The sequence below is a fragment of the Pseudomonas sp. B3G-3 genome (genome assembly GCF_028640915.1).
Taxonomy (GTDB): domain Bacteria; phylum Pseudomonadota; class Gammaproteobacteria; order Pseudomonadales; family Pseudomonadaceae; genus Aquipseudomonas; species Aquipseudomonas chlororaphis_I.
The window spans coordinates 179,065-203,462 of the sequence record NZ_JAQZAB010000115.1 but is presented as its reverse complement, the minus strand read 5'-3'; the positions used below and the strand labels follow the sequence as shown (position 1 = coordinate 203,462).

19 protein-coding genes are annotated in these 24,398 nt (G+C 62.3%); 6 read left to right on the top strand and 13 right to left on the bottom strand.

What is annotated here, in order from left to right:
- Nucleotides 1-256 precede the first annotated feature (256 nt).
- The 13 genes from PVZ80_RS21075 to yaaA form a co-directional block, all read right to left on the bottom strand.
- The gene (locus PVZ80_RS21075) at nt 257-1,708 is read right to left on the bottom strand and encodes a mannose-1-phosphate guanylyltransferase/mannose-6-phosphate isomerase (RefSeq protein ID WP_009047083.1); all 1,452 of its coding nucleotides are present in this window, start codon (nt 1,706-1,708) and stop codon (nt 257-259) included.
- Between the two features lie 157 nt (nt 1,709-1,865).
- Nucleotides 1,866-2,522: an alginate O-acetyltransferase AlgF gene (locus tag PVZ80_RS21070; RefSeq protein ID WP_009047084.1), complete on the bottom strand. Its 657-nt coding sequence runs from the start codon at nt 2,520-2,522 to the stop codon at nt 1,866-1,868.
- 14 nt (nt 2,523-2,536) lie between these two features.
- Nucleotides 2,537-3,712 (bottom strand): alginate O-acetyltransferase, encoded by a 1,176-nt coding sequence (locus tag PVZ80_RS21065; RefSeq protein ID WP_009047085.1) that lies wholly within the window; start codon nt 3,710-3,712, stop codon nt 2,537-2,539.
- An 11-nt stretch (nt 3,713-3,723) separates the two neighbouring features.
- The gene (locus PVZ80_RS21060; protein WP_009047086.1) at nt 3,724-5,289 is read right to left on the bottom strand and encodes an MBOAT family O-acyltransferase; all 1,566 of its coding nucleotides are present in this window, start codon (nt 5,287-5,289) and stop codon (nt 3,724-3,726) included.
- Between the two features lie 236 nt (nt 5,290-5,525).
- Complete coding sequence (locus PVZ80_RS21055) at nt 5,526-6,650, bottom strand: mannuronate-specific alginate lyase (protein WP_273864495.1); 1,125 nt, start codon at nt 6,648-6,650, stop codon at nt 5,526-5,528.
- A gap of 7 nt (nt 6,651-6,657) precedes the next feature.
- Nucleotides 6,658-8,106 (bottom strand): alginate O-acetyltransferase, encoded by a 1,449-nt coding sequence (locus PVZ80_RS21050; protein ID WP_009047088.1) that lies wholly within the window; start codon nt 8,104-8,106, stop codon nt 6,658-6,660.
- An 11-nt stretch (nt 8,107-8,117) separates the two neighbouring features.
- Complete coding sequence (gene algG, locus PVZ80_RS21045; protein WP_103330520.1) at nt 8,118-9,722, bottom strand: mannuronan 5-epimerase AlgG; 1,605 nt, start codon at nt 9,720-9,722, stop codon at nt 8,118-8,120.
- 26 nt (nt 9,723-9,748) lie between these two features.
- Complete coding sequence (locus PVZ80_RS21040) at nt 9,749-11,401, bottom strand: alginate export family protein (protein ID WP_273864494.1); 1,653 nt, start codon at nt 11,399-11,401, stop codon at nt 9,749-9,751.
- Entirely contained in the window at nt 11,398-12,909 is a 1,512-nt protein-coding gene (gene algK, locus PVZ80_RS21035) for an alginate biosynthesis TPR repeat lipoprotein AlgK (RefSeq protein WP_039967705.1), read from the bottom strand. Before algK ends, PVZ80_RS21040 begins: the two co-directional genes overlap by 4 nt.
- Nucleotides 12,910-12,918: 9 nt before the next feature.
- Nucleotides 12,919-14,088 (bottom strand): alginate biosynthesis protein Alg44, encoded by a 1,170-nt coding sequence (locus tag PVZ80_RS21030; protein WP_273864493.1) that lies wholly within the window; start codon nt 14,086-14,088, stop codon nt 12,919-12,921.
- Between the two features lie 35 nt (nt 14,089-14,123).
- Nucleotides 14,124-15,605, bottom strand: coding sequence for a mannuronan synthase (alg8, locus tag PVZ80_RS21025; protein WP_009042274.1), 1,482 nt, complete (start codon nt 15,603-15,605; stop codon nt 14,124-14,126).
- Between the two features lie 208 nt (nt 15,606-15,813).
- Nucleotides 15,814-17,130 (bottom strand): nucleotide sugar dehydrogenase, encoded by a 1,317-nt coding sequence (locus tag PVZ80_RS21020; RefSeq protein ID WP_198919773.1) that lies wholly within the window; start codon nt 17,128-17,130, stop codon nt 15,814-15,816.
- Between the two features lie 813 nt (nt 17,131-17,943).
- On the bottom strand, nt 17,944-18,723 hold the full coding sequence (yaaA, locus tag PVZ80_RS21015) for a peroxide stress protein YaaA (protein ID WP_009047094.1): 780 nt from the start codon (nt 18,721-18,723) through the stop codon (nt 17,944-17,946).
- 284 nt (nt 18,724-19,007) lie between these two features.
- Between yaaA and PVZ80_RS21010 the strand changes: the two genes are divergently transcribed.
- From PVZ80_RS21010 to PVZ80_RS20985, 6 genes are all read left to right on the top strand, one after another.
- On the top strand, nt 19,008-20,132 hold the full coding sequence (locus PVZ80_RS21010; protein ID WP_016702710.1) for a polysaccharide deacetylase family protein: 1,125 nt from the start codon (nt 19,008-19,010) through the stop codon (nt 20,130-20,132).
- Between the two features lie 348 nt (nt 20,133-20,480).
- The gene (locus PVZ80_RS21005) at nt 20,481-21,875 is read left to right on the top strand and encodes a PhoH family protein (RefSeq protein ID WP_009047096.1); all 1,395 of its coding nucleotides are present in this window, start codon (nt 20,481-20,483) and stop codon (nt 21,873-21,875) included.
- Between the two features lie 236 nt (nt 21,876-22,111).
- Nucleotides 22,112-22,585 carry a cyclic pyranopterin monophosphate synthase MoaC gene (gene moaC, locus PVZ80_RS21000; RefSeq protein ID WP_009047097.1) on the top strand — a complete coding sequence of 158 codons (474 nt, stop codon included), beginning with the start codon at nt 22,112-22,114 and terminating at the stop codon, nt 22,583-22,585.
- Nucleotides 22,582-22,824: a molybdopterin converting factor subunit 1 gene (gene moaD / locus PVZ80_RS20995; RefSeq protein ID WP_007932097.1), complete on the top strand. Its 243-nt coding sequence runs from the start codon at nt 22,582-22,584 to the stop codon at nt 22,822-22,824. The genes moaC and moaD overlap by 4 nt, the downstream gene beginning before the upstream one ends.
- A gap of 1 nt (nt 22,825) precedes the next feature.
- Entirely contained in the window at nt 22,826-23,278 is a 453-nt protein-coding gene (gene moaE / locus PVZ80_RS20990) for a molybdopterin synthase catalytic subunit MoaE (protein ID WP_007932098.1), read from the top strand.
- Between the two features lie 297 nt (nt 23,279-23,575).
- Nucleotides 23,576-24,352: an ABC transporter substrate-binding protein gene (locus tag PVZ80_RS20985; RefSeq protein ID WP_009047098.1), complete on the top strand. Its 777-nt coding sequence runs from the start codon at nt 23,576-23,578 to the stop codon at nt 24,350-24,352.
- The last annotated feature ends 46 nt before the right edge of the window (nt 24,353-24,398 follow it).

Genomic DNA, 24,398 nt, shown 5'->3' with positions numbered 1-24,398 from the left:
GGCGAGGCTGCGATCGACCGCGCAGCGGGCGCAGGGTCTTGAGATCGCTGGAGGACCTTCGGTCCTATCGCAGCCTCGCCAGGGCTCGGCAGCGGCTACAGGGATGTGAGCATTCGAGAGGCGCGCGGGCATAAAAAAGCCCCCGCCCAACCGCCTGCGGATAGGGGACGCAGTCGGTCGGACGGGGGGCAAGGACTTGCTGACAACGACTCCCTGCTTTTACTTGCAGCTTGCCGCTTGAAACTTGTCGCTGTGGTTACTGGGCGATGGTTTTCACCGCGACGCCACGTTCCACCGGAGTGGAGCGGCCGTAGATGTCTTCGAAGCGTTCGATGTCGTCTTCGCCCAGGTAGCTGCCCGATTGCACTTCGATGATCTCCAGCGGGATCTTGCCCGGGTTGCGCAGGCGGTGCACCGAGGCGATCGGGATGTAGGTGGACTGGTTTTCGGTGAGCAGGAACACGTTTTCGTCGCAGGTGACTTCGGCGGTGCCGCTGACCACGATCCAGTGTTCGGCGCGGTGGTGGTGCATCTGCAGAGACAGGCACGCGCCCGGCTTGACCGAGATGTGCTTGACCTGGAAGCGCCCGCCCATGTCCACCGAGTCGTAGGAGCCCCACGGACGGTAGACCTCGCAGTGGTTCTGGGTTTCGCTGCGGCCCTGTTCGTTGAGGGTGTTGACCATCTGCTTCACGCCTTGGACCTTGTCCTTGTGGGCGATCATCATGGCGTCCTTGGTTTCGACGACCACGATGTTTTCCAGGCCGATCACCGACACCAGTTTGCCGTTGCCGTGGATCATGCAGTTGCGGCTGTCCTGGATCACCACGTCGCCCTTGCTGACGTTGCCGTTGACGTCCTTTTCATGCACATCCCACAGCGACGACCAGCAGCCCACGTCGCTCCAGCCGGCGCTCAGCGGCACCACGCAGGCGCGCTGGGTCTTTTCCATCACCGCGTAGTCGATGGAGTTGTCCGGGCAGCAGGCGAAGGTGGCCGGGTCGACGTCCACGGTGTCGGCGTCCTGGGCACTGCGTTCCAGGGTCAGCAGGCAGGTGTCGTAGATGTCCGGGTCGTGCTTTTTCAGCTCTTCGAGGAAGCGGCTGGCGCGGAACAGGAACATGCCGCTGTTCCAGAAGTAGCCGCCGGCCTCGACGAACTCGGCGGCGCGCTTGACGTCGGGTTTCTCGACGAAGTGCGAGACGCGGCTCACGCCTTCCGGCAGCAGCGCATCGTTGGTCGACTTGATGTAGCCATAACCGGTTTCCGGCTTGGTCGCCGGCACGCCGAACAGCACCATCTCGCCACGCTCGGCGGCCACGGTGGCCAGGGCCAGGGCGCGTTGCAGGGCTTTCTGGTCTTCCAGCACGTGGTCGGCCGGCAGCACCAGCATCAGCTCGTCACGACCTTCGTTGACCAGCATCATCGCGGTCAGGGCCACGGCCGGCGCGGTGTTGCGGCCGAATGGCTCCATCAGGATGCGCTGGGCTTCGAGTTTGCGCGCCGCCAACTGCTCGTTGACGATGAAGCGGTGGTCCTTGTTGCAGACCACGATCGGCGTGTCCATGCCTTCGAACACCAGGCGCTCGAGGGTTTGCTGGAACAGTGTGTGTTCGCCGGTCAGGGCGAGGAACTGTTTAGGGAATTGCTTACGCGAAAGCGGCCAAAGACGTGAGCCACTACCACCTGACAAGATCACCGGAATCATGTTGTTACTCCTTCAAAAATCGTTTGGGTTAGAGCTACTGCGTTCTGTCGTTTCACTCTCTTGTTTTTGTCCGGGGGAGCAGCTGCAAGCAGCAAGTTTCAAGCGGCAAGAAAAAGCACTTCTCTTGCCGCTTGAGGCTCGAGGCTTGCAGCTGCTGTTAACGTGTCGAGACCGGGCGCTTGACCCAGACTGGCGACAGGCTGCTGCCATTGCCGGTGACGTAGAGCACCGCGGCTTCGCCGCGCTCCAGGGCGACCGGCTTGAGGTCGCTGACTTTTTTCTCGCCTTCGTACAGCGCGAAGCTGACTTTCACCGGGTTGATTTCACGTTCGCCACGGCCCTTGGCGGCCACCGACTGGACCACGTCGGTCTTGCCATCGGCGGTCTTCAGGGTCAGGGCCTTGTCGCTCAGGTTCTGCACCCGGACCAGGGACTTCTGCTTGTTCTTGAACGGCGGTTCTTCGATCAGCTGCGGCTGGCCGCTGGCGTTGTTGACCAGGGTGTAATAGTGGTCGGCGGCGAGTTTCACCGGCAGGCTCTGGCTGCCGACCTTGGCGGTGTAGTCGCCGCCGGGCATGAAGCTGAAGTCACTGCTGGCCAGCGGCGCGACGTCGCTGACATTGGTGCTGCCGACGGTGGCGCTGACTTCCTGGTTGCTGGCGTTGTAGATGCGCACGAAGGACGAGCCCTTGGGCGCGGTCGGGCCGTACAGCGCGGCGTCGCCACCGGCGAAGGCGGGCAGGGACAGGACGCTCATGCCGGCAGCCAGTGTGATTGCCTTGGCGAGACGACGCGGAGTGATAGTGAAAGTCATGGTGTACCTCTCTTTCAGTTTTGCGCCCGATCGGGCGTCTCGGATTTGTTGAGTGCAGCTACGTTCTGTTGGCGGGCGCCGGCTTGTTTGAGCTCTGCGACCCACTGCGGGTCGGCGTCGCCGATATCGTTATTGACCGGCAGATATCGTTCGGGGAACTCCCAGATCAGCACCTGGGGCGGGCTGTTCTTGAAGGCATCGCTTTTCAGGTAGCTGAGCATCGGCAACACCGGGCCGTGGCCGTCTTCGGCGTAGCTGACCACGTCGCTGTGCAGGGCCTGCTTGAGCGCGCCGACGAAGTTCCAGTTCGGGTTGGCGCTGTAGCTGGTGCCCACCAGGGCCACCGGCACTTCGTTGTCGGCGAACAGTGCGTCGTCGGCGGCCGGCTGATCGTCGGCGGCGCGGGTCACGCGTTTCTGCAGCGGCTCCTTGGCCGGCATCAGGTTTTCGAACAGCGGGTCCAGGGGCAGGAACAGGCGCAGGTCGCCCTTGTGCACCACGGTCTGCTCGGCTTCGGTGACGAAGCGTTGCGGCTGGCCCATCAGTGGTGCCTTGTCGGCAATCGCCTTGGCCAACTGGTTGGCGGCGACTTCGGCGCCGGCCGGGGTCCAATGGGTGTCGGTGCGCAGGAACACTTGCTGGCCGTTCTGCTTGGCCTGTTGCAACGGGCCCAGCAGGTCGGGGGCGAGGATCTTGTCGGCCGCCACCCGGGCGTGGAAGTCCTGGTAGAGGTTGGCGTGGATGCTGGCCGGCTGGACGTCGCCCAGGTGTTCCGGGTACAGGCGCACCTTGGCCGGCACGATCGCCATCACCAGTTTCACGCCTTTCTCTTTCAGGGCCTGGCGCACGCCTTCGACCAGCGCGTAGTTGCCTTGCAGGTTGAGTTCTTCGTTGACGATCGGGTGGAACTCTTCATCGCTGTACAGCCACTGGTCGCGGCCGAGCACCACGCCCGGACGACCTTCGTTGAACAGCTTGAAGTCCAGGGCCGCCCACAGGTTGGTGCCCAGGCGCTTGATCGGGAACTCGTCGTCGTAGTGGGTTTCCACGGCCTTGGCCCAGCGACCGTTGAGCACAGTGGCGTCGTTGTTGGTGCTGAAGCCGAAGAAGCTGCGCACCGACCACAGGCCCAGGACCATCAGGGTCACCAGGAACAGGGCAATGTAGAAGACGCGTAATGAGCGGGTCATGGTCAGATCCCTCAGAACTGGAAGTAAAGGAACGGCGAGAAGCTTTGCGCCGAGAGTTTGAGAATCGAGGCGATGAACAGCAGCAGCACCAGGGCGCGCATCACGTAACGCGGCCAGTCGGCGACCCAGTAGGCCGGCTGGACCTGGGCTTCGACGCCCACGGTGTAGCCCGGCTGGTGGATGCTGTCCGGCTTGTCCCCAGGTACGGCCTTGATCAGGCCAGGCTGGGCGGTGGCCGGACCGTCGGCCTCGGTGTTGATTTCAGGCTTGCTCTTGACCGGTGTCGGGTTGCGATACAGGTCACGCAGGCCGAAGAACGCCAGGGTGGCGTAGGCCACGACCAGGGTCGCCACTTGCAGGCCGGTGAGGCTGGCGCGGTTGAGTTCCGACAGCGACCAGTCGCCGAAGCTGAACATGGCGCCGTACATGCGACCGGCGACGTGCAGGTTCTCGGCGCGGAAGATCACCCAGCCCATCACCACCAGCAGGAAGGTCAGCGCCCAGCGGATCGGGTTCAGCGTGCGTGGCGTGGTGTTGATGCCCAGCGCCTTCTCGATCGCCAGCCACATGCCGTGCCAGGCGCCCCAGACCACGTAGGTGATATTCGCGCCGTGCCACAGGCCACCGAGCAGCATGGTCAGGAACAGGTTGCGATAGGTCATCAGCGTGCCTTTGCGGTTGCCGCCCAGGGTGATGTACAGGTAGTCGCGCAGCCAGGTGGACAGGCTGATGTGCCAGCGCCGCCAGAACTCGGTGATCGACTGGCTGATGTAGGGCTGCTTGAAGTTTTCCATGAAGCGGAAACCCATCATCAACCCCAGGCCGATGGCCATGTCGCTGTAGCCGGAGAAGTCGAAGTACAGCTGCGCGGTGTAGGCCAGGGCGCCCAGCCAGGCGTCGCCCGTGGTCGGGTTCTGCAGGGCGAAGCAATGGTCGGCGACCACCGCCAGGGTGTCGGCGATGAACACTTTCTTGATGAAGCCCTGCATGAAGCGCGTGCAGCCTTCGGAGAACTTGTCCAGGGTGTGGGTGCGGTTGTTGAACTGGTCGGCCAGGTCACGAAAACGCAGCACGGGGCCGGCGATCAGGTGCGGGAAGATCGCCACGAACGCCGCGAAGTCGATCAGGTTGCGGGTCGCCGGGGTGTCGCCGCGATAGACGTCGATGATGTAGCTGATGGACTCGAAGATGTAGAACGAGATACCGATCGGCAACAGCACGTGGGTCAGGATGAACGGCTCCAGACCCATGGAGGTCATGATCGCGTTAATGCTGTCCACGCCGAAGTTGGCGTACTTGAAGTAGCCGAGGATGCACAGGTCCACCGCCACGCCGAGCAGCAGCCAGCGCTGGGCCGGCTTGGTCCTGACCCCGGCGGCGCCGACTTTCAGGCCGATCCAGTAGTTCCACAGGGTGACGCCGGCGAACAGCGCCAGGAAGTCCACCCGCCACCAGGCATAGAACACGTAGCTGGCGATCAGCAGCAGCAGGTTGCGATAGCGTTGCCCGCTCAGGTAGTACAAGCCGAGAAAGATCGGCAAGAACAGGAACAGGAACACATTGGATGAGAAAACCATCCCGATCTCTCCATGTTTGACCAACAGTAAAGGGCCGGAGCCCCCCCAAACCCCCCCGTGAAAAACCGGGGAGGCGTATTGCATTCACCACATGCCTTGGCTGCGGCTATGAGTCTTGCGTGTCCTGTAGGAGCGAGCTTGCTCGCGAAAAAACTCAACGATGACGCGGTGTCGGTTGAATCGCCGCTTTGCGGCTATCGCGAGCAAGCTCGCTCCTACAGGGTTTTGCGTGTTTCTTACGAACCCTTGTTGCCCTTCTCAAAAGAGGGGTCGTAGACCTTGGTCAGGTCGCCGCCCAGGCGGAAGGTCTTGAACGGTTGCATCTTGTGCTTGCGTTCGAGCACATCCGGGGCGCAGGTGTAGAGGCTGCAGAAGGGTTCGAGCCAGGCGAATTTCGAGTCGACCTTGAGGTCGGTCATGTCCTGTTCCTTGCCGTTCTTCTCTGCGAATTCGTCCGGATCCTTCACCCCGGCCAGCACCCGCTCGCCCAGGCGTTTCAGCGCGCCGTTGTTTTCCTGGCGCAGGTCGACACCGTTGACCTGGGCGAAGCTGGCGATCATCGCCAGCGGCGGCAGGGCGTAGTTGTGATAGGCCAGGGCGCGTTGCTGGCGCTTGAGTTCGTTGGGCAGGAAACCGTCGGCATCGACCTGGTTGGCGCCGACCTTGTATTCCTTCACGGCCCAGTCGAACAGGTCGCGGCGGTTGGTCGCCACGGCGGTGGCCATCACCGACCAGGCGGCCCAGTACGAGTGGTTGTTGGTCTTGTCCAGCGGCAGGTTGTCCCAGTCGCTGACCACCTGGTCGGCCATCTTGCTGAACCAGGCCTCGATCTGTTGCGCTTGCTGCTGGTGGGTAGCCAGCGGATGGGAGTCGGAGAACTTCAGGCGCAGGTAGGCCGAGGCCATGCTGCCCAGGGCCCATTTGCGCATGGACTTGCCGGTGTGGTTGAAGTCCTTGGACATCAACGCATCGGCCTGGGCCCAGGCGCTCAGCCAGCTGAGGGTGCAGTCCAGTTGTTCCGGACGACCGTCGCGCATGAACTGCATGACCCGCTTGCTGGTGCCGCGCTCGATCTTGGTGATGTCGGCGGTGCTGTCGCGAAAGGCCTTTTCCGATTGTTCGTTGAGGGTCGCGCGGGCCTTGTCCGAACCTTCGTACTTGCTGCGAAATTGCAGCGAGCCGGTGTAAGGCGCGGGCATGGTGTCGCAGCCTTCGCTGTGGTCGCCGCTCTTGAATTTATCCACCGGCGCGTAATACCCCTGGGGCGGACGCAGTGGGGCCGCGGCCTGGGTGGCGCCGGCGAACAGCGCCAGGCTCAACAGGCTCGGGGCCAAGAACTGTTTCAGCGTTTTGCTTTGCATAGGAGCCTCATTGCCCGATTTGCGCGGTGCGTTGACCGGCGTCCGGGAATACGTTGCGTTTGCAAATTTTCGCTTCGACTTTCTGCGCCGCGGCGCCCGCTTCCGGACCCTGGACTTCGACCGCCAGCAGGTTCTGCGAGGCCCAGTCTTCGTCGGTGCGCAGTTCAAAGGCGAAACGCCCGTCGGTGTCGGATGTTTCCGGTTTTTCGATCTTGATGTCCTCGTGGCGCCCGTTCATGTACCAGAGGGTGGCTTGCAGGGTTTTCACCGAGGTGTCGGCGAAGCGGATATCGACCTGGTGGCTGCTGTTGCGCAGGTCCATGTTCTTGCTGTTGACCATCAGCTCGTTCTTGCCGGGCTTGAGGGTGGCGCTGGCGCTCATTTGCGCCGGCTTGCCTTCGCAGCCGTTGTCCAGCAGGGCCATCATCTGCCGGTAGATGGTTTCCTGGTCCAGGCGGTACAGCGGCGAGAATTCCCAGATCAGGATCTTCGGTGGCTTGGTCTGGAATTCCTCGCTGCCCAGGTACTGCAGCATGGAGCCTTCGAAGCCACCGCCGGGGAAGGCGACGTTGAGAATGTCGGCGCCGATTTCTTCCTGCAGGAAGCCGGCGAAGTTGTAGTTCTTGCCGCTGTGGCTGGTGCCCACCAGGGTGATTTCCGGGTTGCCGGAATCGCCGAACAGGTCGCCGTCGCCGGCTTCGCCCTTGGGTTCGGTGGTGAACTGGTCCATGTACTGGATCGCGTAGCTGGTGCCACACAGCTGGCCGGCCATGTTGTGCAGGGTGCCGGTCTTGCCCATGCGCCCGGACTTGTGGGTCTCGAACTCACGCTTGGGAATGTCGGCGAAGGCCGGCAGTTGCTTGACCTTCTGCGCCACGATCTTCGCCGTGCGCTGGGCGCCGTACGGGGTCCAGTGCTGGTCGCCGCGGAAGTAGAAATCGTGGGCCGGCAGGGTCTCCGGCAGTTGCTCGTTGGTCAGCGGCGACAGGTCCGGCACCACGTAGCCCATCTGGGCGAAACGGCCGAGCATGCCCTGGTAGTTTTTCAGCGCCTTGTCGTAGTCGAAGCTGGCCTTCTCCTGCGGGTTGAGCTTGTTGCGGTTCACCAGGCCACGGGTCGGCTGGTAGACCAGCACCAGCTCCACGCCCTTGCTCTTGAAGGCGTCGTGCAGCTGTTGCAGGCGGCGATAACCTTCCGGCGTGGTGTTGAACTCGGTGCGCAGGTCTTCCTGGGTGCGGAACAGCCAGTCGCCCTGGGCTTGCACCAGGGTGGTGAAGTTCTGCTGGTAGCGGGTGGTGTAGTTCTTCGCGTCGTGGGCCGCCGGGCACAGGTTGCAGCACGGCTCGGCGGTGAACTTCGGTGCCTGGGTTTCGTCGGCGCGGGCGCTGTTGCCGGCGGCGAGAATGCCCGCGGTCAATGCCGAGAGGCTCAAGAGTTTGATCAGGTGTGGGCGCATGACAGTCATCCTCAATCGCGCATTTCGGTCTGGCGTTCGACAGGGTCGATCAGCACGGCTTTCTGCTGGCGCACCAGCAGGTCAAGAATTTCGTCCTGGCGCTCGCCGAGGATCCCCGAGAAGCTGATGCCGCTGCTCTTGGTCGGGGCGAGCATGGACACGCGGTACAGCTCGACGCTCAACGGCGAGTCGATGGACATCGGGCCGCTGCCGTTGGCCGCCAGCTCGCCACCGACCACGATCAGCGACACCTGGGCGTCGAACGGGTCGAGCTTGATGTCGCGGTCGGTATCGGAGAGGTCCTTGATGTGGCCGTAGACGCCGGTCAGGCCGTTGGCCATGGCGACGTTTTCGTACAGGCGGATGTTCACGCTGTTGCGAATGCGGATGCCGTGGCGCCGGTTGCTGATCACCTTGTTGCCCCACAGCAGGTTGTCGGCACTCTCGTAGAGGGTGATGCCGTCGGTGTGGTTGCGGTAGATCTCGTTGTCGGCGATCAGGTTGTTCACGCTGTTACGGTCGATCACCAGGCCCGAGAGCTTGTTGTCGTAGCTGCGGTTGTTGAAGATGAAGCTGTCGTTCACTTCCCGGGAAATGATGATCCCGTGCTTCTTCTTGGTCCCGTAGACGGTGTTGTCGGCGATGATCAGCCGGTGCGAACGGTCGTGGGGGTCGATGCCGTAGACGATGTTGTCCTTGTAGGTATTGCCCTTGACCACGAAGTCGCGGGTCTCGTAGCAGTAGAAGCCGTACCACATGTCCGAGAACTCCGAGCCGATGATCCAGCCGGTGGGTTCGGGGCGCTTGAGCACCTTGGCCATGTTCGGCGTGTACTGGGAAATACTCACGCCGTAGGACTTACTGTTGGCGTAGCCGAAGCTGGCCATCTTGCTGTTGACGATGTAGGTCTCGGTACCGCCCCAGGCCAGCAGGAACGGACGGAATTCCTTGGGCGAGTTGAAGGTCGCCGGGCCGTTGTCCTTCTCGCGCCAGCCGGTGACCTTGGTGTCGCGCACGAACAGCTGGCCGTCGTTGACCAGGAACGAGCCGCCTTCCTGGGACAGGCGCAGTTCCTGGGTCTGCTGGTCGATTTCCAGGATGCCCTTGCGCCCGACCACGATCGGCAGCCGCGCCAGGTACACGCCCGGCGAGGTTTCGCTGATGTACTGCTTGGGCAGCTTCTTCGCCAACTCCTTGAGGTTGACGTAACCGTCGTCGATGAAGATTGCCTGGGGGATGCCGTGCTGGCGCACCACCCATTCGGCCATCTTGTTGTCACCGCCGATAAAGTCCTTCAGCGCGTCTTCCTGCATCATGCGGCGCACGCTGATCTTGCCGGGCTTGCTGCGCACGATCTTCGCCGCTGCCGCTTCGGCGGTGTAGCCGGAGAGGTCGGGCAAGGTCGGCTTGGCCAGGTTCAGCGGCGCGGTGGGCGCGCTGCTGACGGTGTAGGTCTTGGCCTGTTGCAGCTCCTTGGCCACGGTCGGCTGCTTGCCGGGCGTGGCGGCCGGGGCCGGTTCGACGTTGGCGAAGGCGGCGCTGCTGGCCAGCAGCATGGCGCCGGCCAACAGGCTGATCGAGCCTCGCACCGCAGGGCTGTTCATCGGGCTGTTCATCTCAGGCACTCCCTTGGCGACTCGCATCAGAAGCGCCAGATCACGTCGACAAAGGCGCGGTGCATGTACGAGTCGACGTTCTTGCCATAGGCATCGCCCGGCTTGAACACGCCGCCACGAAAGCGCACCAGCGCCGAAGGCTCGTCGATCGACTGGCTGAGCGCGGCCGGCAGCAGGCCTTGCTTGAAGTACTTGGTGACCACCAGGTCCACTTCCTGGCCGAGGTCTTTCTCGCCATCGCGCAGCGGCAGGGACGAGCTGGAGAGCAGGGCGCCGGTGGCGTCGTCGTAGTTGTTTTCCACGGCGTTGATACCGTTGCTGCCCACCGGCTTGTTGCCGTCCACGCGCCAGAACTTGTGGTAGATCAGGCTGGCGTCATATTCGTCGGCGAGCATCCAGGAACCGAACAGGGTGGCGGTCTGCATGTTGTTCATTTCGCCGCGGAAGGCTTCGCCGAAACGGTGCACCCGCGAGCGGGTCCCGGTGTAGTTCGAGCGGTTGCTTTCCAGGCCGTTCTGTTCGTAGTCGCCGCTGGCGCGGGCGTAGGCCGCGCCGACCTGCCATTTCGGGTCCAGGCGCAGGCGCACGCCGAGGTCGGTGGCCCAGCCGTCGAGGTTCTCGCCGCTCTTGGCCTGGGCCGGGCGGGTGCCGTCGGCGTTCAGCGCGTTGACCTTGTCGCGGTCGCCGCTCATGCCGGTGATGCTCGCCCAGTAGTTGACGGTGTTGGTGTTGCGCCAGTTGTAGGCATCGCTGTTGGCTTCCAGGCCGAGCCAGGTCAGGTCGCCGTTCTGGCGCTTGTCCAGGGAGTCGGTGGCTTCGCCCGGTACCGGGTAGTCGAGCTTGCCGTCGTCATGGCTGTGGTGGGCGCGGACGCCGGCCCAATGTCCCGGGGTCCACTGGTAGGCCACATCGCCATAGACGTGCAGGCGATCCTTGTCTTCCGGCGCCAGCTCCTTGAGGTCGGTACGGTACTCGCTGAAACGTTCGGCGATGCCGACGTTGGCGCGCAGCAGGGTGGTGTCGAAGGTCCAGTTCAGGGCTTCGATGTTGGTGTCGCGCCATTGGCCGTCGTCGTTGCGCAGGCGCTGGCGACCGAACTTCAACTGCTCGCCCGGGTAGGGGGTGAGGCCGCTGTAGCCGATCCAGAACTCGCGCATCGCCAGGTAGTTCTTCTTGCTCTTGCGATCGCTGTTGTTGCTGCTTTCGGTGCTGGCGCCGTCGGACTGCTGCAGGGTGTCGGTCTCGATGATGTCGGTGGAGGTCACCGCCTGGCCCATGGCGTAGGCGCTCCAGTTGCCGCTTTCGCCGTAGACCCAGGGGCGCAGGTCGAGGCCGACGCCGTTGACGTCGCCGCCGCCCAGGGTGCCGAGGTCACGGTCGTCTTCGGACTGGCCGGTGATCTTCACTTCCAGGCCGAAGTTCTTGCTCTCGGTGATGGCCGCGAGGGTCGGGTTGGACCAGACCAGGGCAAAACCCAGGGCCACACCCAGCTTCGACAGGCTGAACAGTTTTCCCGTAGCCGCTGCCGCAGGCTGCGATGGGCTGCGCAGCGGCCGCAAAACCTGCGCACGCGGTGCCACTGACAGATCTCGGTCGCCTGGTTGGCGAGCGCTGCGCGCTCGATCGCAGCCTGCGGCAGCGGCTACAGGATTGGCGTGGCTGGATGGAGTGAACTTCATAGGGATTCCTCACCGTCTTCTTCCTGCAGCGCGTGCAGTTCCAACGTGTTCTGGCTCAAGGCGCCACGTACGGCCTGCTCCTGTTGCAGCAGGCGTTGGGCCTCGGCGCGTTGGCCTGGCGGCAGTTGGGCTTCGAGTTGTTGCGCAAGCTCGTTGGCTTGCGGGGTGTCCTGGGTCTTGGCCAGCTGGCTGAAGACATAGGCATTGAGCGGGTCGGGCTTGGTGCCCTTGCCCTGGGAGAACAGCTGGGCAATGGCGAAATCGGCGCTGTTCTGGCCGTTGCGCGCGGCGGTCAGCAGGTGGTCCAGGGCCTTTTGCGGATAGACCTGGCCCAGGTAGCCACGGCGGTAGATCTGGCCGAGGTAGTAGTCGGCGGCGACTTCCTTGCCCTGGGCCTTCTTGAAGTGTTCTTCGGCGACCTTGGCGTCGGCCGGGACCATCTTGCCTTCGTAGTAGAGCTTGCCCAGCAGCAGTTCGGCGCGGGGCTGGTCGGCGGCGCGACCGTTGTCCAGGTACTGCATCATCTTGTCGACGTCGCCCAGTTCGGGGAAGTCGTAGAGCAGTTGCGCCAGGGTGACCCAGGAGGCCGGGTAGCCGGGAGCGATCGGCTCCAGCAGCGCCTGCGCGGTTTTCTCGTCGGTCTTGCCCAGGCTGGCGTCGCCCAGCACCCGGGCCACGCTGTCCACTCGTTGCGCGCTGATGGCGCCGCGGGCGTGCCCGGCCTGCAGCTGTTTCAGCAGCTCGGCCTGTTGTTCCGGCTGGCCGCGTTTCTGGTAGACGGTGGCCAGCTCGACGTAGCAGATATCGGTGACGTTCAGCGCCGCCTTGCAGATGGTTTCCACCTCGGCCAGGTGCTGGTCGTAGGTGCCCTGGGTGCGGTACAGCAGCACCTGGGCCAGGCCGGCTTCCGGGTAGCCGGCGCTGCGCCATTGGCTGATCTGCTGTTGGGCGTTGACCTTGGGGAAGCTCTGCGGATATTGCAGGTAGAGCATCGCCAGCGGGATCAGGGTGTTGCCTTCACCGTTGGCGAAGGCCTTTTTCAACAGGCCTTCGGCTTCGTGATGCTCGGCCTCGGTGGAGCCGGGCTTGGCCACCAGCAGGCGGCCCAGGCGTGCCTGGGCCCGCGGCGAGGTGTCGGCCGCGGCGCGGTAGGTCGCCTCGGCTTGCTTGATCTTCGCCGGGTCGCGGGTTTCCATCTGGATGTCGGCCAGGCCGACCTGGGCGTCGCTGTAGCCCAGGTCCGCCAGTTGCCGGTAGTTCTGCTCCGCAAGCACGGTGTCGCCGCGCTTCAGGGCTTCGTTGGCCAGGCGCTGGTCGGGCAGGCCGGCGCAACCGGCCAGGCTCACGGCCAGGGCCAGCGAGCACAGGGCCAGCGCGCGACGACCCTGGGATTTATCGCGAGCAAGCTCGCTCCTACAGGTGGCTGCAGCGCTCGTGTAGGAGCGAGCTTGCTCGCGAAGGATCTCGCAGCCGGCACCGATTCGAATGGAAAGGCTAGTCACAGGCATGTCCTCCGCTTAGAGTCCGGCAGCCATGGCTTTGTCGATCAGCCAGTTCACGGATGGGCCGCGGTCGCTGCTGACTTCCACCGGACGGCCGGCGAAGGCGCTGCTCAGCGGGGCATCGGGCTTGATCTGCACGCGAATGTCCGAAGACAGGTCGCTGCTGTTGAGGCTGGTGCTGCTGACGATGGTGCCGCTGCGCACGTCGTCTTCGCCGGCGATCTGGAAGCTGACCTTGGTCCCCGGACGCACGTCGGCGAACTGGCGATAGGAGAAACGCGCTTCGATGTTGGCCTGGCTGCCCCGCGGGACCAGCTGGAAGATCACGTCGCCTTTGCTGGCGTACTGGCCGTCGGCAACCATCTGCTGGGCCACGGTGCAGTCGCAGGGCGAGGTCAGGGTGCCGGTCATCTGCTTGCCGAACAGTTCCTCGACCTTGGCCGGTTGCAGCTGGTCTTCGTTCAGGTGGCCCTTGAGCACGTCGAGCATGCTGGTGCTGAAGGTCGCCAGCGGGGCGCCCTTGGCGGCCACGCCGTCGGCCTGGATCAGGCTCTGCACGGTGCCGTCACGCGGCATGGTGACGTTCATCCCCGGCGCGCTGACCAGGCCGGCCTGGGCGTGGCTGACGAAGTACATGCCGTACACCGACTTGAGGATGAAGCCGAAGGCCGCGAGGCCAACGACGAAGATCCCGGCGCTGAAGGTCACCGCGCGCAGGCGGCCCAGGGCGCTCATGCCGTGGCCGGCGTCCTTGGTCTTGCGCGCCTTGGTGAAGTTGTCGCGCTGCAGGGTGGCGAGCACGTCGCCCATGGTCACGATGTCGCCGGCCAGGTGCGAGGTGATCAGCTGGCGCAGGGTCGAGATGTCCTGGGGCTCGAGGTTCTGGAACTGGCAACCGACACGACCGCTCTGGCGATCCACGGAGCGCACCTGCAACTCCACGTCCATGGCCAGCCCGAGGTTGTCGATGACGAACTGCAGGCGACCCTTGTGCACGTCGCCGACCTTGATCGGCAGCTGCCCGCAGTTGAAGCTCAGGCCGCCGGCGGAGAGGTCGATGACCCGCGCTTCGACCGGGGTCCGGTCGGGGCCGAAGAAGCGCAGCTTGGCCGGGATTTTGACCCGGGCGTGTTGGCGTTGGGCTTCGGATTCATGCACTACGTTGACGTTCACGGCGGTGTTCATAAGGGCGATTTCCTAGTTAATTCAGGCAAGGCGGGTCAGACCATCAGCAGCAGCGCGGCGACGAAAATGCTGCCGGCGGAGAAGGTCATGGTCCGAGACGACCAGGTGTTGAACCAACGTTGAAAGCTGGCGAGGTCACGGGACAGAGCAGTCGGTTGGCGGGTCCAGGACTGTTGGTCGAGGCGGAAGAACACATAGATCTTCACCAGGGCCCCGACGATCTGGTTGTAATAGAGGATCAAAGGGTAGGCCGGGCCGATCCGGTGCCCCGAACAGGACAGCAGCAGGGTCAGCAGCAGGCGGGTGATACCGATCCACAGCAGGTACACCAGGATGAAGGCGGTGCCGTACTTGAAGCTGGCGATCAGGGCCACGGTCAGGCCCAGCAAGGAGGTCCACATCGACACGCGCTGGTCGAACAGCACCACGCTGGTGAACAGCCCCAGGCGCTTGAGGCCCAGGCCCAGGGCCCGGGAGTTCTGCCGCAGGTTGTTGCCGTACCAGCGGAACATCAGCTTGCGGCTGGCCTTGATGAAACTCTTCTCCGGTGGGTGCTCCACGGTGTTGATCGCCGCATCGGGCACGTAGAAGGTGTCGTAGCCCAGGCGCATCAGGCTGAACCAGCTGGACTTGTCGTCGCCGGTGAGGAACTTGAAGCGGCCCAGGCGCCAGTGTTGCAGCGAGTCGCTTTCCACGTCGGCGATGAAGTCCGGGTTGGTGACCACGCTGGCGCGGAACACCGACATGCGTCCGGTCATGGTCAGCACGCGCTTGGACAGGGCCATGGAGCACATGTTGATGTGGCGCTGGGCGAAGCGCAGCTTGTGCCACTCGCTCATGATGTAGCCGCCGCGCACTTCGCAGAACTCGTTGGTGGTCAGGCCGCCGACGTTGCCGAACAGCTGGAACCAGGGCACGGTCTTGCGCACCACGCCTTCGCCGAGCACGGTGTCGCCGTCGATCACCGCGACCACGGCACGGTCGTCCGGCAGGTGGCGGGAGATGGCGCGGAAACCGAAGGCCAGGCCGTCGCGCTTGCCGGTGCCGGGGATGCGCACGAAGTCGAGCTTGACGTGGGCCGGCGGGTTCATGCGGGCCCAGAGGCTTTTCACCAGCAGCTCGTCGGACATTTCCACGATCGAGCAGACCACGGTGGTGGGGAAGCCGCAGTCGATGGCTTCACGGATCACCGAGCCATAGACCTGGGCGGTGGTCAGGGCGTCGATCCGGAAACTGGTGACCATCAGGTACACGTGGGACGGATCGGCGGCCTTGCCCAGTTTGCGGACCTTGCGGCGCAGGTGCGGGTAGACCACGTAGAGAAACAGCATGCCGCGCACGAAATGCGTGGCACCCATCGAGTAGCGCCAGATACCCACGGCGCCAATCAGGAAGATGAAGTCCTTCGATTCGGAGTCGAATGTGGACGCGGGCAACGCCAGGGCGAGACCCATCAGTAAACTCAAGAAAAACAGCCAACCTGCGGCCTGGAGTAGGCCGTGCTTTAGCCTGTGCATAATCTGCATCCGTCTCGATCTCGGGCGAGCCTGTGGGGTGGCCCGATGGGGTTAAGGCAGGCAAAAAAGCCAAAGGGGCACATTCCTGTAGCCGTTGCCGGAGGCTGCGATAAACCTCCGGCAGTTGCAGGTGCGTCGCGACCCTTTAGGGCTCGATCGCACCTGCGACAGCGGCTACAGGAACGGGGAACTGCCCCCGATACCGCTGTTACCAGCAGATACCTTCGGTCCGGCCATTCGCGCTGGTGGCCTTGGACATGAACCCGACCAGGTCGATGACCTGCTTGCCGTGCGGCACGTCTTCGGCCAGGGCGCGGAACTTCTCGTCGCGGTTGCCGAGGATGATCACGTCGGAGTTGTCGATCACCGAATCGAAGTCCGCGTTGAGCAGGGACGAGACGTGGGGGATCTTGGACTCGATGTAGTCCTTGTTGGCACCGTGGACACGGGCGTACTCGACGTTGCTGTCGTAGATGCTCAGGTCGAAGCCTTTGCCGATCAGCATTTCCGCCAGTTCCACCAGCGGGCTTTCGCGCAGGTCGTCGGTACCGGCCTTGAAGCTCAGGCCGAGCAGGGCGACTTTGCGTTTTTCGTGGCTGGAGACGATGTCGAAGGCGTTCTGCACCTGGGACTCGTTACTGCGCATCAGCGAATTGAGCAGCGGCGCTTCGACGTCCAGGGAGCCGGCACGGAAGGTCAGGGCGCGCACGTCCTTGGGCAGGCAGGAACCGCCGAAGGCGAAGCCTGGGCGCATGTAGTACTGGGACAGGTTGAGGGTCTTGTCCTGGCAGACCACGTCCATCACTTCACGACCGTCGACGCCGACGGCCTTGGCGATGTTGCCGATCTCGTTGGCGAAGGTGACCTTGGTGGCGTGCCACACGTTGCAGGTGTACTTGATCATCTCGGCGACGGCGATGTCCTTGCGGATGATCGGTGCGTCGAGTTCTTCGTACAGCGATTGCAGGACGTCGCCCGAAGCCTTGTCGAACTCACCGATCACGGTCATCGGTGGGAAGTCGTAGTCCTTGATCGCGGTGCTTTCACGCAGGAACTCAGGGTTGACCGCGACGCCGAAGTCGACGCCGGCCTTCTTGCCGGAGCAGTCTTCGAGAATCGGGATCACCACGTTGGCCACGGTGCCCGGCAGTACGGTACTGCGCACCACGATGGTGTGGCGGGAAGTCTTGTCACGCAGGACAAAACCGATCTCGCGGCATACCGCCTCGATGTAGTTGAGTTCCAGGTCGCCGTTCTTCTTGCTTGGCGTGCCGACACAGATCATCGACAAGTCGGTGTCGCGAATCGCCTCGGCGAAGTTGGTGGTTCCGCGCAGACGACCGGTTTGAATACCTTGCGCCAGAAGTTCACCCAGACCCGGTTCAACGATCGGCGAACGGCCGGCGTTGATCATGTCGATCTTGTCCTTGGCAACATCGACGCCAACGACCTCATGGCCCCGTGCAGACAGGCAACCGGCACATACTGCACCGACGTAACCCAAACCAAATATGCTGATGCGCATCGCATTTACCTCTGTGTTATTCACGCCATTAGATGGCCGGAGTTAATGTTTGCCAGCTTTAATTGCGCACTCGGAAGTTCAACGAACAAGCGTTGATATATCCAGTGCAGGCAGACTAAGTTCCGAGTGTCTAAATAAGTGCACTCAAGTTGTGCGCAACTTGGCCTTGTTGTAGGGGCTGCCCTTAAATGTCGCCGTCCTTCCTGCTGGAAGGCAGCTCCGAGGTTGGCGATAATCCTGATTTATAGGCGCAGGCCCATGATAATCAGGTAGTTACACGCTCCCGGAAGCGTTTTAAGGCGGGCTATGCCATGGCCTTGTAGGGGATAGTAATGGTGCATTATCTCCTGTGTATTGACCCTGAGTTCGAGTCCTTGAGCAGTAGGTCAGGACAATATGACAACTTCGCTACTGTCGTTGGATCCCATGTAAGTCATCTCCTACAAACTCGTCGAGAATCGTTACCGGTGGTATGAGCGGTGGTTCAGGACATAGTTCCAGACCGCTGATCCTGTTTTCTGAAATTTCTTGAAATATTGCAAAAGATGGCACTGCTTTCATATTGATAGCACTTACCATTTCAGCCTTTAGTTATGGGGAGTTAAAGCGCGGGGATATTTTTATGCCACTACCGATAAAAAAATTGCGTGCCACTACTGAAAAAAATGACCTCTGTCGAGTGAAACAAAAGTTATAAATTCAGAAGAAAATATTTTGGCGCCAATTGTTTGGCGTTTTGGCGGGGGTCAAAGAGGAAAGTGACCGCTCGTCGACGCACTCGTTTGCGCGAAACCAGTGCGTCGACCGGGTGCGTTATTCCGGTGCGTGATCGCGCAGGAAAACCAGATTGTCGGGTTTCGACTGTTCGGCGCTGTAGCGATAACCCTGGACATCGAACTGCTTGAGTGCCGCCGGGTCGTTGATGCGTTCTTCTATGACGAAGCGGCTCATCATGCCCCGGGCCTTCTTGGCGTAGAAGCTGATGATCTTGTACTGGCCGTTCTTCAGGTCCTTGAACTCGGTATTGATGATCCGGGCGTTCAGGGCCGTGCGCTTGACCGCCGAGAAGTACTCGTTGGACGCCAGGTTGAGCAGCAGGTCGTCGCCCTGTTCGGCCAGGGCCTCATTGAGCCATTCGCTGATGCGCGTGCCCCAGAAGGCGTACAGGTCCTTGCCGCGGGCGTTGGCCAGCTTGGTACCCATTTCCAGGCGGTAAGGCTGCATCAGGTCCAGCGGGCGCAGCAGGCCGTACAGGCCGGAGAGCATGCGCAAATGCTGCTGGGCGTAGTCGAAATCGGCTTCGCTCAAGGTTTCGGCATTCAGGCCGGTGTACACGTCGCCCTTGAACGCCAGCAGCGCCTGCTTGGCGTTGGCCGGGGTGAAGGCCGGGGTCCAGCTGCCGAAACGCGCGGCGTTGAGGCCGCCGATCTTGTCGGAGACGTGCATCAGTTCGCTGATTTGCGCCGGGCTCAGTTCGCGCAATTGCAGGATCAGTTCCTGGGAGTGATCGAGGTACTGCGGCTGGGTGAAGCGTTGAGTGACGGGCGGGGTCTCGAAATCGAGGGTCTTGGCGGGTGAAATCACCATCAGCATGAAGTCGTCTCCTGTAAGCGTCGGGGGATTCTAGGGGCTTGGGCGATTTGACTCCACCTATGAAGGCAATAGGGGAGGCCGGTCGTCCGTTGTCTGCTGCTTTCTGTAGGAGCGAGCTTGCTCGCGATGAACCTGAGAGCAGCGCAAGGTATCAGGCGATATGCGTCATCGTTGACGAGCATCGCGAGCAAGCTCGCTCCTACAGAGGGGATGGGGATTCGAATAGGGTCGGGGTTGTGGCATCGGCTATAGTGCCGCGCGGGTTTTGTTATGGAGACATCCCTTTGCGCAGCGCGTTTTTTCTTTCGATCTGGCTGTTGAGCTTCGGCGCCCTGGCGGCCCCGAGCGAGGTGGCGACCCTGGATCGCAGCACCTGGCCGGAACAGCTCAGCAACCCGACCCTGTTCGACGTGGCGTCGCGGGCGGAGATCCTCACCTTTGCCCGCGCCCTGCTGGTCAGCGAGGCCTGGGATGAAGGCTCGTTGAAGCAGCGCCTGGGCCTGCGGATCATCAACATGGCGTCGATCGATGCCGTTCGCCAGCGGCTCTGGCAGCAATTGCTGGCCAACTACAACTTCGCCCAGCAGAGCTGCGACCAGGACGCCTCCTTCTGTTTCCTGGTGGAAGACCTGGACACCCTGCGCGAGCAGGCCGGCAAGTTCCAGTTGGGCGATGACTCTTATTACGCTCGCTGGGCCGAGCCGAGCCGGGCCTTCCATGAGCAGTACCTGGACGAATTGCTGCGCAAGGCCGCGCTGTTTCCCCAGACCGCCAGCGAGATTGAGCGTTTTGGCGACTACGAGCGCAACGGCGACGAGCTCAATGACCGACTGTTTTTGCTGACCTTCGACAGCGCCGCCAATCTCGCCCCGGACAACACCCCCTGGCTGGCTGAATACCTGCGCAAGTCGAACATGAACGGCACCTTCTTCGTACTCGGCAGCGAGCTGCAGAGCCGCCTGGAACAACGTTCGGTGGCCAGCCTGCAGGCCCTGTATTCGCAGCAGTGCGTGGGCGTCCAGGGCTGGGAGTATCGTTCCCACAGCCATTGGCAGGACTGGCAGGACTCGATCGAGCGCAGCGTCGAGCTGGTCAAGGGCAAGCTGCCGGAAAACTATGTGCCGCTGTTCCGCCCGCCCTACGGTCAGCGCCGGGCCGACGCGCAGGCCTTCTTTAATGCCCAGGGTTTGCAGGTGGCGCTGTGGGACATCGATCCGCAGGACGGCGCCGGCAAGCTCAAGGGCGAACAGAGCGGCCAGCGGGTGTTGACCCTGATGCTGTTGTGGCGGCACGGGGTGATTAATTTCAATGCCCGGCAGGACGCGGTGAAGACGGCGTTGCCCTGGCTGCTGACACAGACGGCGCAGAGCGGAATCGGTTGGGAGGATTGTCAGGACGCGTTTCGCTAGAAACGACGAAAGGTCCGTATTTGCGGGGCGAAGGGGGAAGGTTGCCGATTTTGGCGAGGATTTCGATACAAGCGGACTTCCGACTTTAACGGTGCTTGGGCAGCGCGCCAAGGGCTATTCGTCACTCTGCAAAATAAACTTAAAAAAAGCGTCAAAGTGCTTTTTCCTGTCACAGGTTTTGGAGTATTACGAAGTCAGACCGCCGAAACCTGCAACACAGGTGGCGTCTCCCAAGACTCCTTTTGTGTGCACTTCACTCGAACCTTCGCGGGTGAATTCGACGGTCGATTCGAGGCGCAGCACCGCCATGGTATTGCGTCGACTGGCCCCCACATAAGGTGACCGAGTATGGATGACCACGGACGTAGCCCTTCCTCCAACCAGCCAATCCTTTATGTACTCGATACCAATGTATTGATTCACGATCCAAACGCCCTGCTGAACTTCGAAGAACACCATGTGGCGATCCCGATGATCGTCCTGGAGGAACTCGACAAGCTCAAGAGCGGCCATCACAGCGTTGCAGCGGAATGCCGCCAGGCCATTCGCCTGATCGACAAGACCCTGGGTGAGGCCTCGCCGGAAGATGTCGAGCTGGGTGTGCCGATCCAGCGTGGCAAGAGCGGCCCCAAAGGCCTGCTGTCGATCCTCATGAGCAAACGCTCGGAGCCCAACAGCCTGCTGCCGGAAAACCTCAACGACAACATCATCATCAACCAGTTGATCGACCTGCACGCGCGCAACAAGGAGCTGCGCGTGGTGCTGGTGACCAAAGACATCAACATGCGCCTCAAGGCGCGCGCCTGCGGGATCGCCGCCGAAGACTACAGCACCGACCAGCTGGTCGACGACGTGGCCTTGCTGCCCAACGGCTTCCACAACATGACCGGCTCCTTCTGGGACCGCGTGAGCAAGGTGGAGACCCGCCAGGATCACGGCCGCACCTGGCACCAGGTGCAACTCACCGACAACCTGCCGGCGGTGCACATCAACGAGTTCATCATCGACGAACAGGGTTTTGTCGGCTGGATCAAGGAGATTCGCGCCGATGTGCTGCTGATTCTCGACCTGCATCAGGAACCCCTGTTGCACCAGGAAGCCTGGGGCCTGAAACCGCGCGACATCTATCAAGGCCTGGCGCTGTTCGCCCTGCTCGATCCGGATATCCATCTGGTCAACCTGTCCGGGGCTGCCGGTTCGGGCAAGACCATCCTGGCCCTGGCCGCGGCCATCGAACAGACCATGGTCAGCAAGCGTTATCGGCGCATCATCGCCACCCGCAGCGTGCAGGGGCTGGACCAGGAGATCGGCTTCCTGCCGGGCACCGAAGCGGAAAAAATGGAGCCCTGGCTCGGCGCCATCACCGACAACCTCGAAGCCCTACACATGGATGACGAAAACACCCATGGCAGCGTCGACTACATCCTCAGCAAGGTGCCGCTGCAGTTCAAATCCCTCAACTACATTCGTGGCCGCAGCTTCCAGCAGAGCCTGATCCTGATCGACGAATGCCAGAACCTCACCCCGCACCAGATGAAAACCATCATCACCCGTGCCGGCGCCGGTTCCAAAGTGGTGTGCCTGGGCAACCTGGCGCAGATCGATACCCCTTACCTGTCCGCGACCAGCTCCGGGCTGACCTACCTGACTGAACGCTTCAAGGACTTCCCCAACGGGGTGCACATCACCCTGCAAGGGGTTCCCCGCTCGATCCTGGCCGAATACGCCGAATCCCATCTGTAACCTTCACCCAACGGGCGGCCGCAAGGCCGCCCGTTTTTTTGTGCCCGAACAAAACCTGTCTTCCGTAGGAGCGAGGCTTGCCCGCGATCCAGGCAACGCGGTGCAACAGGATCAGCGCGGTGATGCCATCGCGGGCAAGCCTCGCTCCTACGGGATCGGGGGGCACGCGGATAATCAGGCGTGCGGAAAATTGACCCTCGGGTTTACAATCGCCTTTCCTGATCAGGAGTAAGGCTGTGCTGACTCATCTCGATTCCCAAGGTCGCGCCAATATGGTCGACGTCACCGACAAAGCCGTGACGTCCCGCGAAGCCACGGCCGAAGCCCGGGTGCGCATGCTCCCGCAAACCCTGCAAATGATCGTCAGCGGCGGTCACCCCAAGGGTGATGTGTTCGCCGTGGCGCGCATCGCCGGCATCCAGGCGGCGAAAAAGACCAGCGATCTGATCCCCCTGTGCCATCCGCTGATGCTCACCAGCGTCAAGGTCGAGCTCAGCGCCGAAGGCGAGGACAGCGTGCGCATCGTTGCCCGCTGCAAGCTGGCCGGGCAGACCGGGGTGGAAATGGAAGCCCTGACCGCCGCCAGTGTCGCCGCCCTGACCATCTACGACATGTGCAAGGCCGTGGACCGCGGCATGACCATCGAAGGCGTGCGCCTGCTGGAGAAACTGGGCGGCAAGAGCGGCCATTACCAGGCGGACGAGCAATGAACCTGACCGTGAAGTTTTTCGCCCGCTACCGCGAGGCGCTGGGCGTGGATTCGCTGCGGGTCGCCGGCGATTTCGCCACGGTCGACGATGTGCGCGCGCTGTTGGCGCAGCGCGAGGGCGCCGAGGTGCTCAGCGAGCAGAACCTGATGTGCGCCCGCAACGAAGACCTCTGCCAGCTCGACGAGCCGGTGAGCGACGGCGACGAAGTGGCGTTTTTTCCTACCGTGACCGGGGGCTGACATGGCGATTCGCGTGCAATCGGGCGCCTTCGATCCGGGGGCGGAAGTCAACGCAATGCATGCGGCGAATGTCGGCGTCGGCGCGGTGGTGAGCTTTGTCGGTTACGTGCGTGATTTCAACGACGGCCTGGACGTGGCGGGGATGTTTCTCGAGCATTACCCGGGCATGACCGAGAAGGCCCTGGGCAAGATCGCCGCCGAGGCCGAACAGCGCTGGCCACTGCTCAAGCTGGAAGTGCTGCATCGCATCGGTGCGCTGGAGCCGGGCGAGCCGATCGTCTTCGTCGGCGCCGCCAGCGCCCACCGCCAGGCGGCATTCGATGCCTGTGCCTTTGTCATGGACTACCTGAAGACCCGCGCGCCGTTCTGGAAGAAGGAAACCACCGCCGATGGCCCGCGCTGGGTGGAAGGCCGTGACAGCGATCATGCGGCGGCGGATCGCTGGAAAGAGTGACGTCCTGATCCCTCTGTATTGACCGCAAGTCCGCCATCGCGGGCAAGCCTCGCTCCTACGATCAACACCGTCTGTAGGAGCGAGGCTTACCCGCGATAGGCCCTCAGTTACACCCTCGACTTCCCTGTTTCTCTCTCGATTTGGTATCTCGACCAAAGGCGGGATGAAGCGCGTCCGCTCCGTTGACGAAATATACGTAAAAGTCCAGTATGGATTTACAAGTACAAAAAAAGGCTTCACCGTTTCACTCCTTTCTTCTGTCTTGCCAAACCAACAACAACCCGCGAGAGAACGAATATGAAGAAACTCCCCCTCATCAGTGGCCTGGTCCTGAGCCTGTTGGCGTGCGGCAGCCTGTTCGCCGCCGAGAAAACCCTGCGCATCGGCATCGAGGCGGCTTATCCGCCGTTCGCCTCGAAAACCGACAAAGGTGAGATCGTCGGTTTCGACTACGACATCGGCAATGCCTTGTGCGCGCAGATGCAGGTCAAGTGCCTATGGGTCGAGGGTGAATTCGATGGCCTGATTCCTTCGTTGAAAGTGAAGAAAATCGACATGGCGCTGTCGTCGATGACCATCAATGAAGACCGCAAGAAGTCGGTCGACTTCACCCACAAGTACTACTTCACTTCCTCGCGGCTGGTGATGAAGGAAGGCGCGACGGTCGATGACCAGTACGCCAGCCTCAAGGGCAAGAATGTCGGTGTGCAACGGGCGACCACCACCGACCGCTACGCCACCGAGGTGTTCGAGCCCAAGGGCATCAACGTCAAGCGCTACAGCAACAACGAAGAGATCTACATGGACCTGGCGGCCGGGCGTCTCGATGCGATTTTCGCTGACACCATTCCGCTGAATGACTTTCTGTCGATGCCGCGCGGCAAGGGCTATGCGTTTGTCGGGCCGGAGCTGAAGGACCCGAAATACGTGGGTGAGGGCGCGGGGATCGCGGTGCGCAAGGGCAATGCCGAGCTGGTCAGCCAGTTGAATGCCGCCATCGATGGCATTCGCGCCAGTGGCGAGTATCAGAAGATTTCCGAGAAGTACTTCAAGTCCGACATCTACGGCGACTGATGCCGTGTGGCGTCCGTGAGGACGCCATCGCGGGCAAGCCTCGCTC

Excerpts from the sequence above, each read along its gene's own strand:
- PVZ80_RS21075 (WP_009047083.1), bottom strand. The coding sequence starts at position 1,708 with ATGATTCCGGTGATCTTGTCAGGTGGTAGTGGCTCACGTCTTTGGCCG.
- PVZ80_RS21070 (WP_009047084.1), bottom strand. The coding sequence starts at position 2,522 with ATGACTTTCACTATCACTCCGCGTCGTCTCGCCAAGGCAATCACACTG.
- PVZ80_RS21065 (WP_009047085.1), bottom strand. The coding sequence starts at position 3,712 with ATGACCCGCTCATTACGCGTCTTCTACATTGCCCTGTTCCTGGTGACC.
- PVZ80_RS21060 (WP_009047086.1), bottom strand. The coding sequence starts at position 5,289 with ATGGTTTTCTCATCCAATGTGTTCCTGTTCCTGTTCTTGCCGATCTTT.
- PVZ80_RS21055 (WP_273864495.1), bottom strand. The coding sequence starts at position 6,650 with ATGCAAAGCAAAACGCTGAAACAGTTCTTGGCCCCGAGCCTGTTGAGC.
- PVZ80_RS21050 (WP_009047088.1), bottom strand. The coding sequence starts at position 8,106 with ATGCGCCCACACCTGATCAAACTCTTGAGCCTCTCGGCATTGACCGCG.
- algG (WP_103330520.1), bottom strand. The coding sequence starts at position 9,722 with ATGAACAGCCCGATGAACAGCCCTGCGGTGCGAGGCTCGATCAGCCTG.
- PVZ80_RS21040 (WP_273864494.1), bottom strand. The coding sequence starts at position 11,401 with ATGAAGTTCACTCCATCCAGCCACGCCAATCCTGTAGCCGCTGCCGCA.
- algK (WP_039967705.1), bottom strand. The coding sequence starts at position 12,909 with ATGCCTGTGACTAGCCTTTCCATTCGAATCGGTGCCGGCTGCGAGATC.
- PVZ80_RS21030 (WP_273864493.1), bottom strand. The coding sequence starts at position 14,088 with ATGAACACCGCCGTGAACGTCAACGTAGTGCATGAATCCGAAGCCCAA.
- alg8 (WP_009042274.1), bottom strand. The coding sequence starts at position 15,605 with ATGCACAGGCTAAAGCACGGCCTACTCCAGGCCGCAGGTTGGCTGTTT.
- PVZ80_RS21020 (WP_198919773.1), bottom strand. The coding sequence starts at position 17,130 with ATGCGCATCAGCATATTTGGTTTGGGTTACGTCGGTGCAGTATGTGCC.
- yaaA (WP_009047094.1), bottom strand. The coding sequence starts at position 18,723 with ATGCTGATGGTGATTTCACCCGCCAAGACCCTCGATTTCGAGACCCCG.
- PVZ80_RS21005 (WP_009047096.1), top strand. The coding sequence starts at position 20,481 with ATGGATGACCACGGACGTAGCCCTTCCTCCAACCAGCCAATCCTTTAT.
- moaD (WP_007932097.1), top strand. The coding sequence starts at position 22,582 with ATGAACCTGACCGTGAAGTTTTTCGCCCGCTACCGCGAGGCGCTGGGC.
- moaE (WP_007932098.1), top strand. The coding sequence starts at position 22,826 with ATGGCGATTCGCGTGCAATCGGGCGCCTTCGATCCGGGGGCGGAAGTC.
- PVZ80_RS20985 (WP_009047098.1), top strand. The coding sequence starts at position 23,576 with ATGAAGAAACTCCCCCTCATCAGTGGCCTGGTCCTGAGCCTGTTGGCG.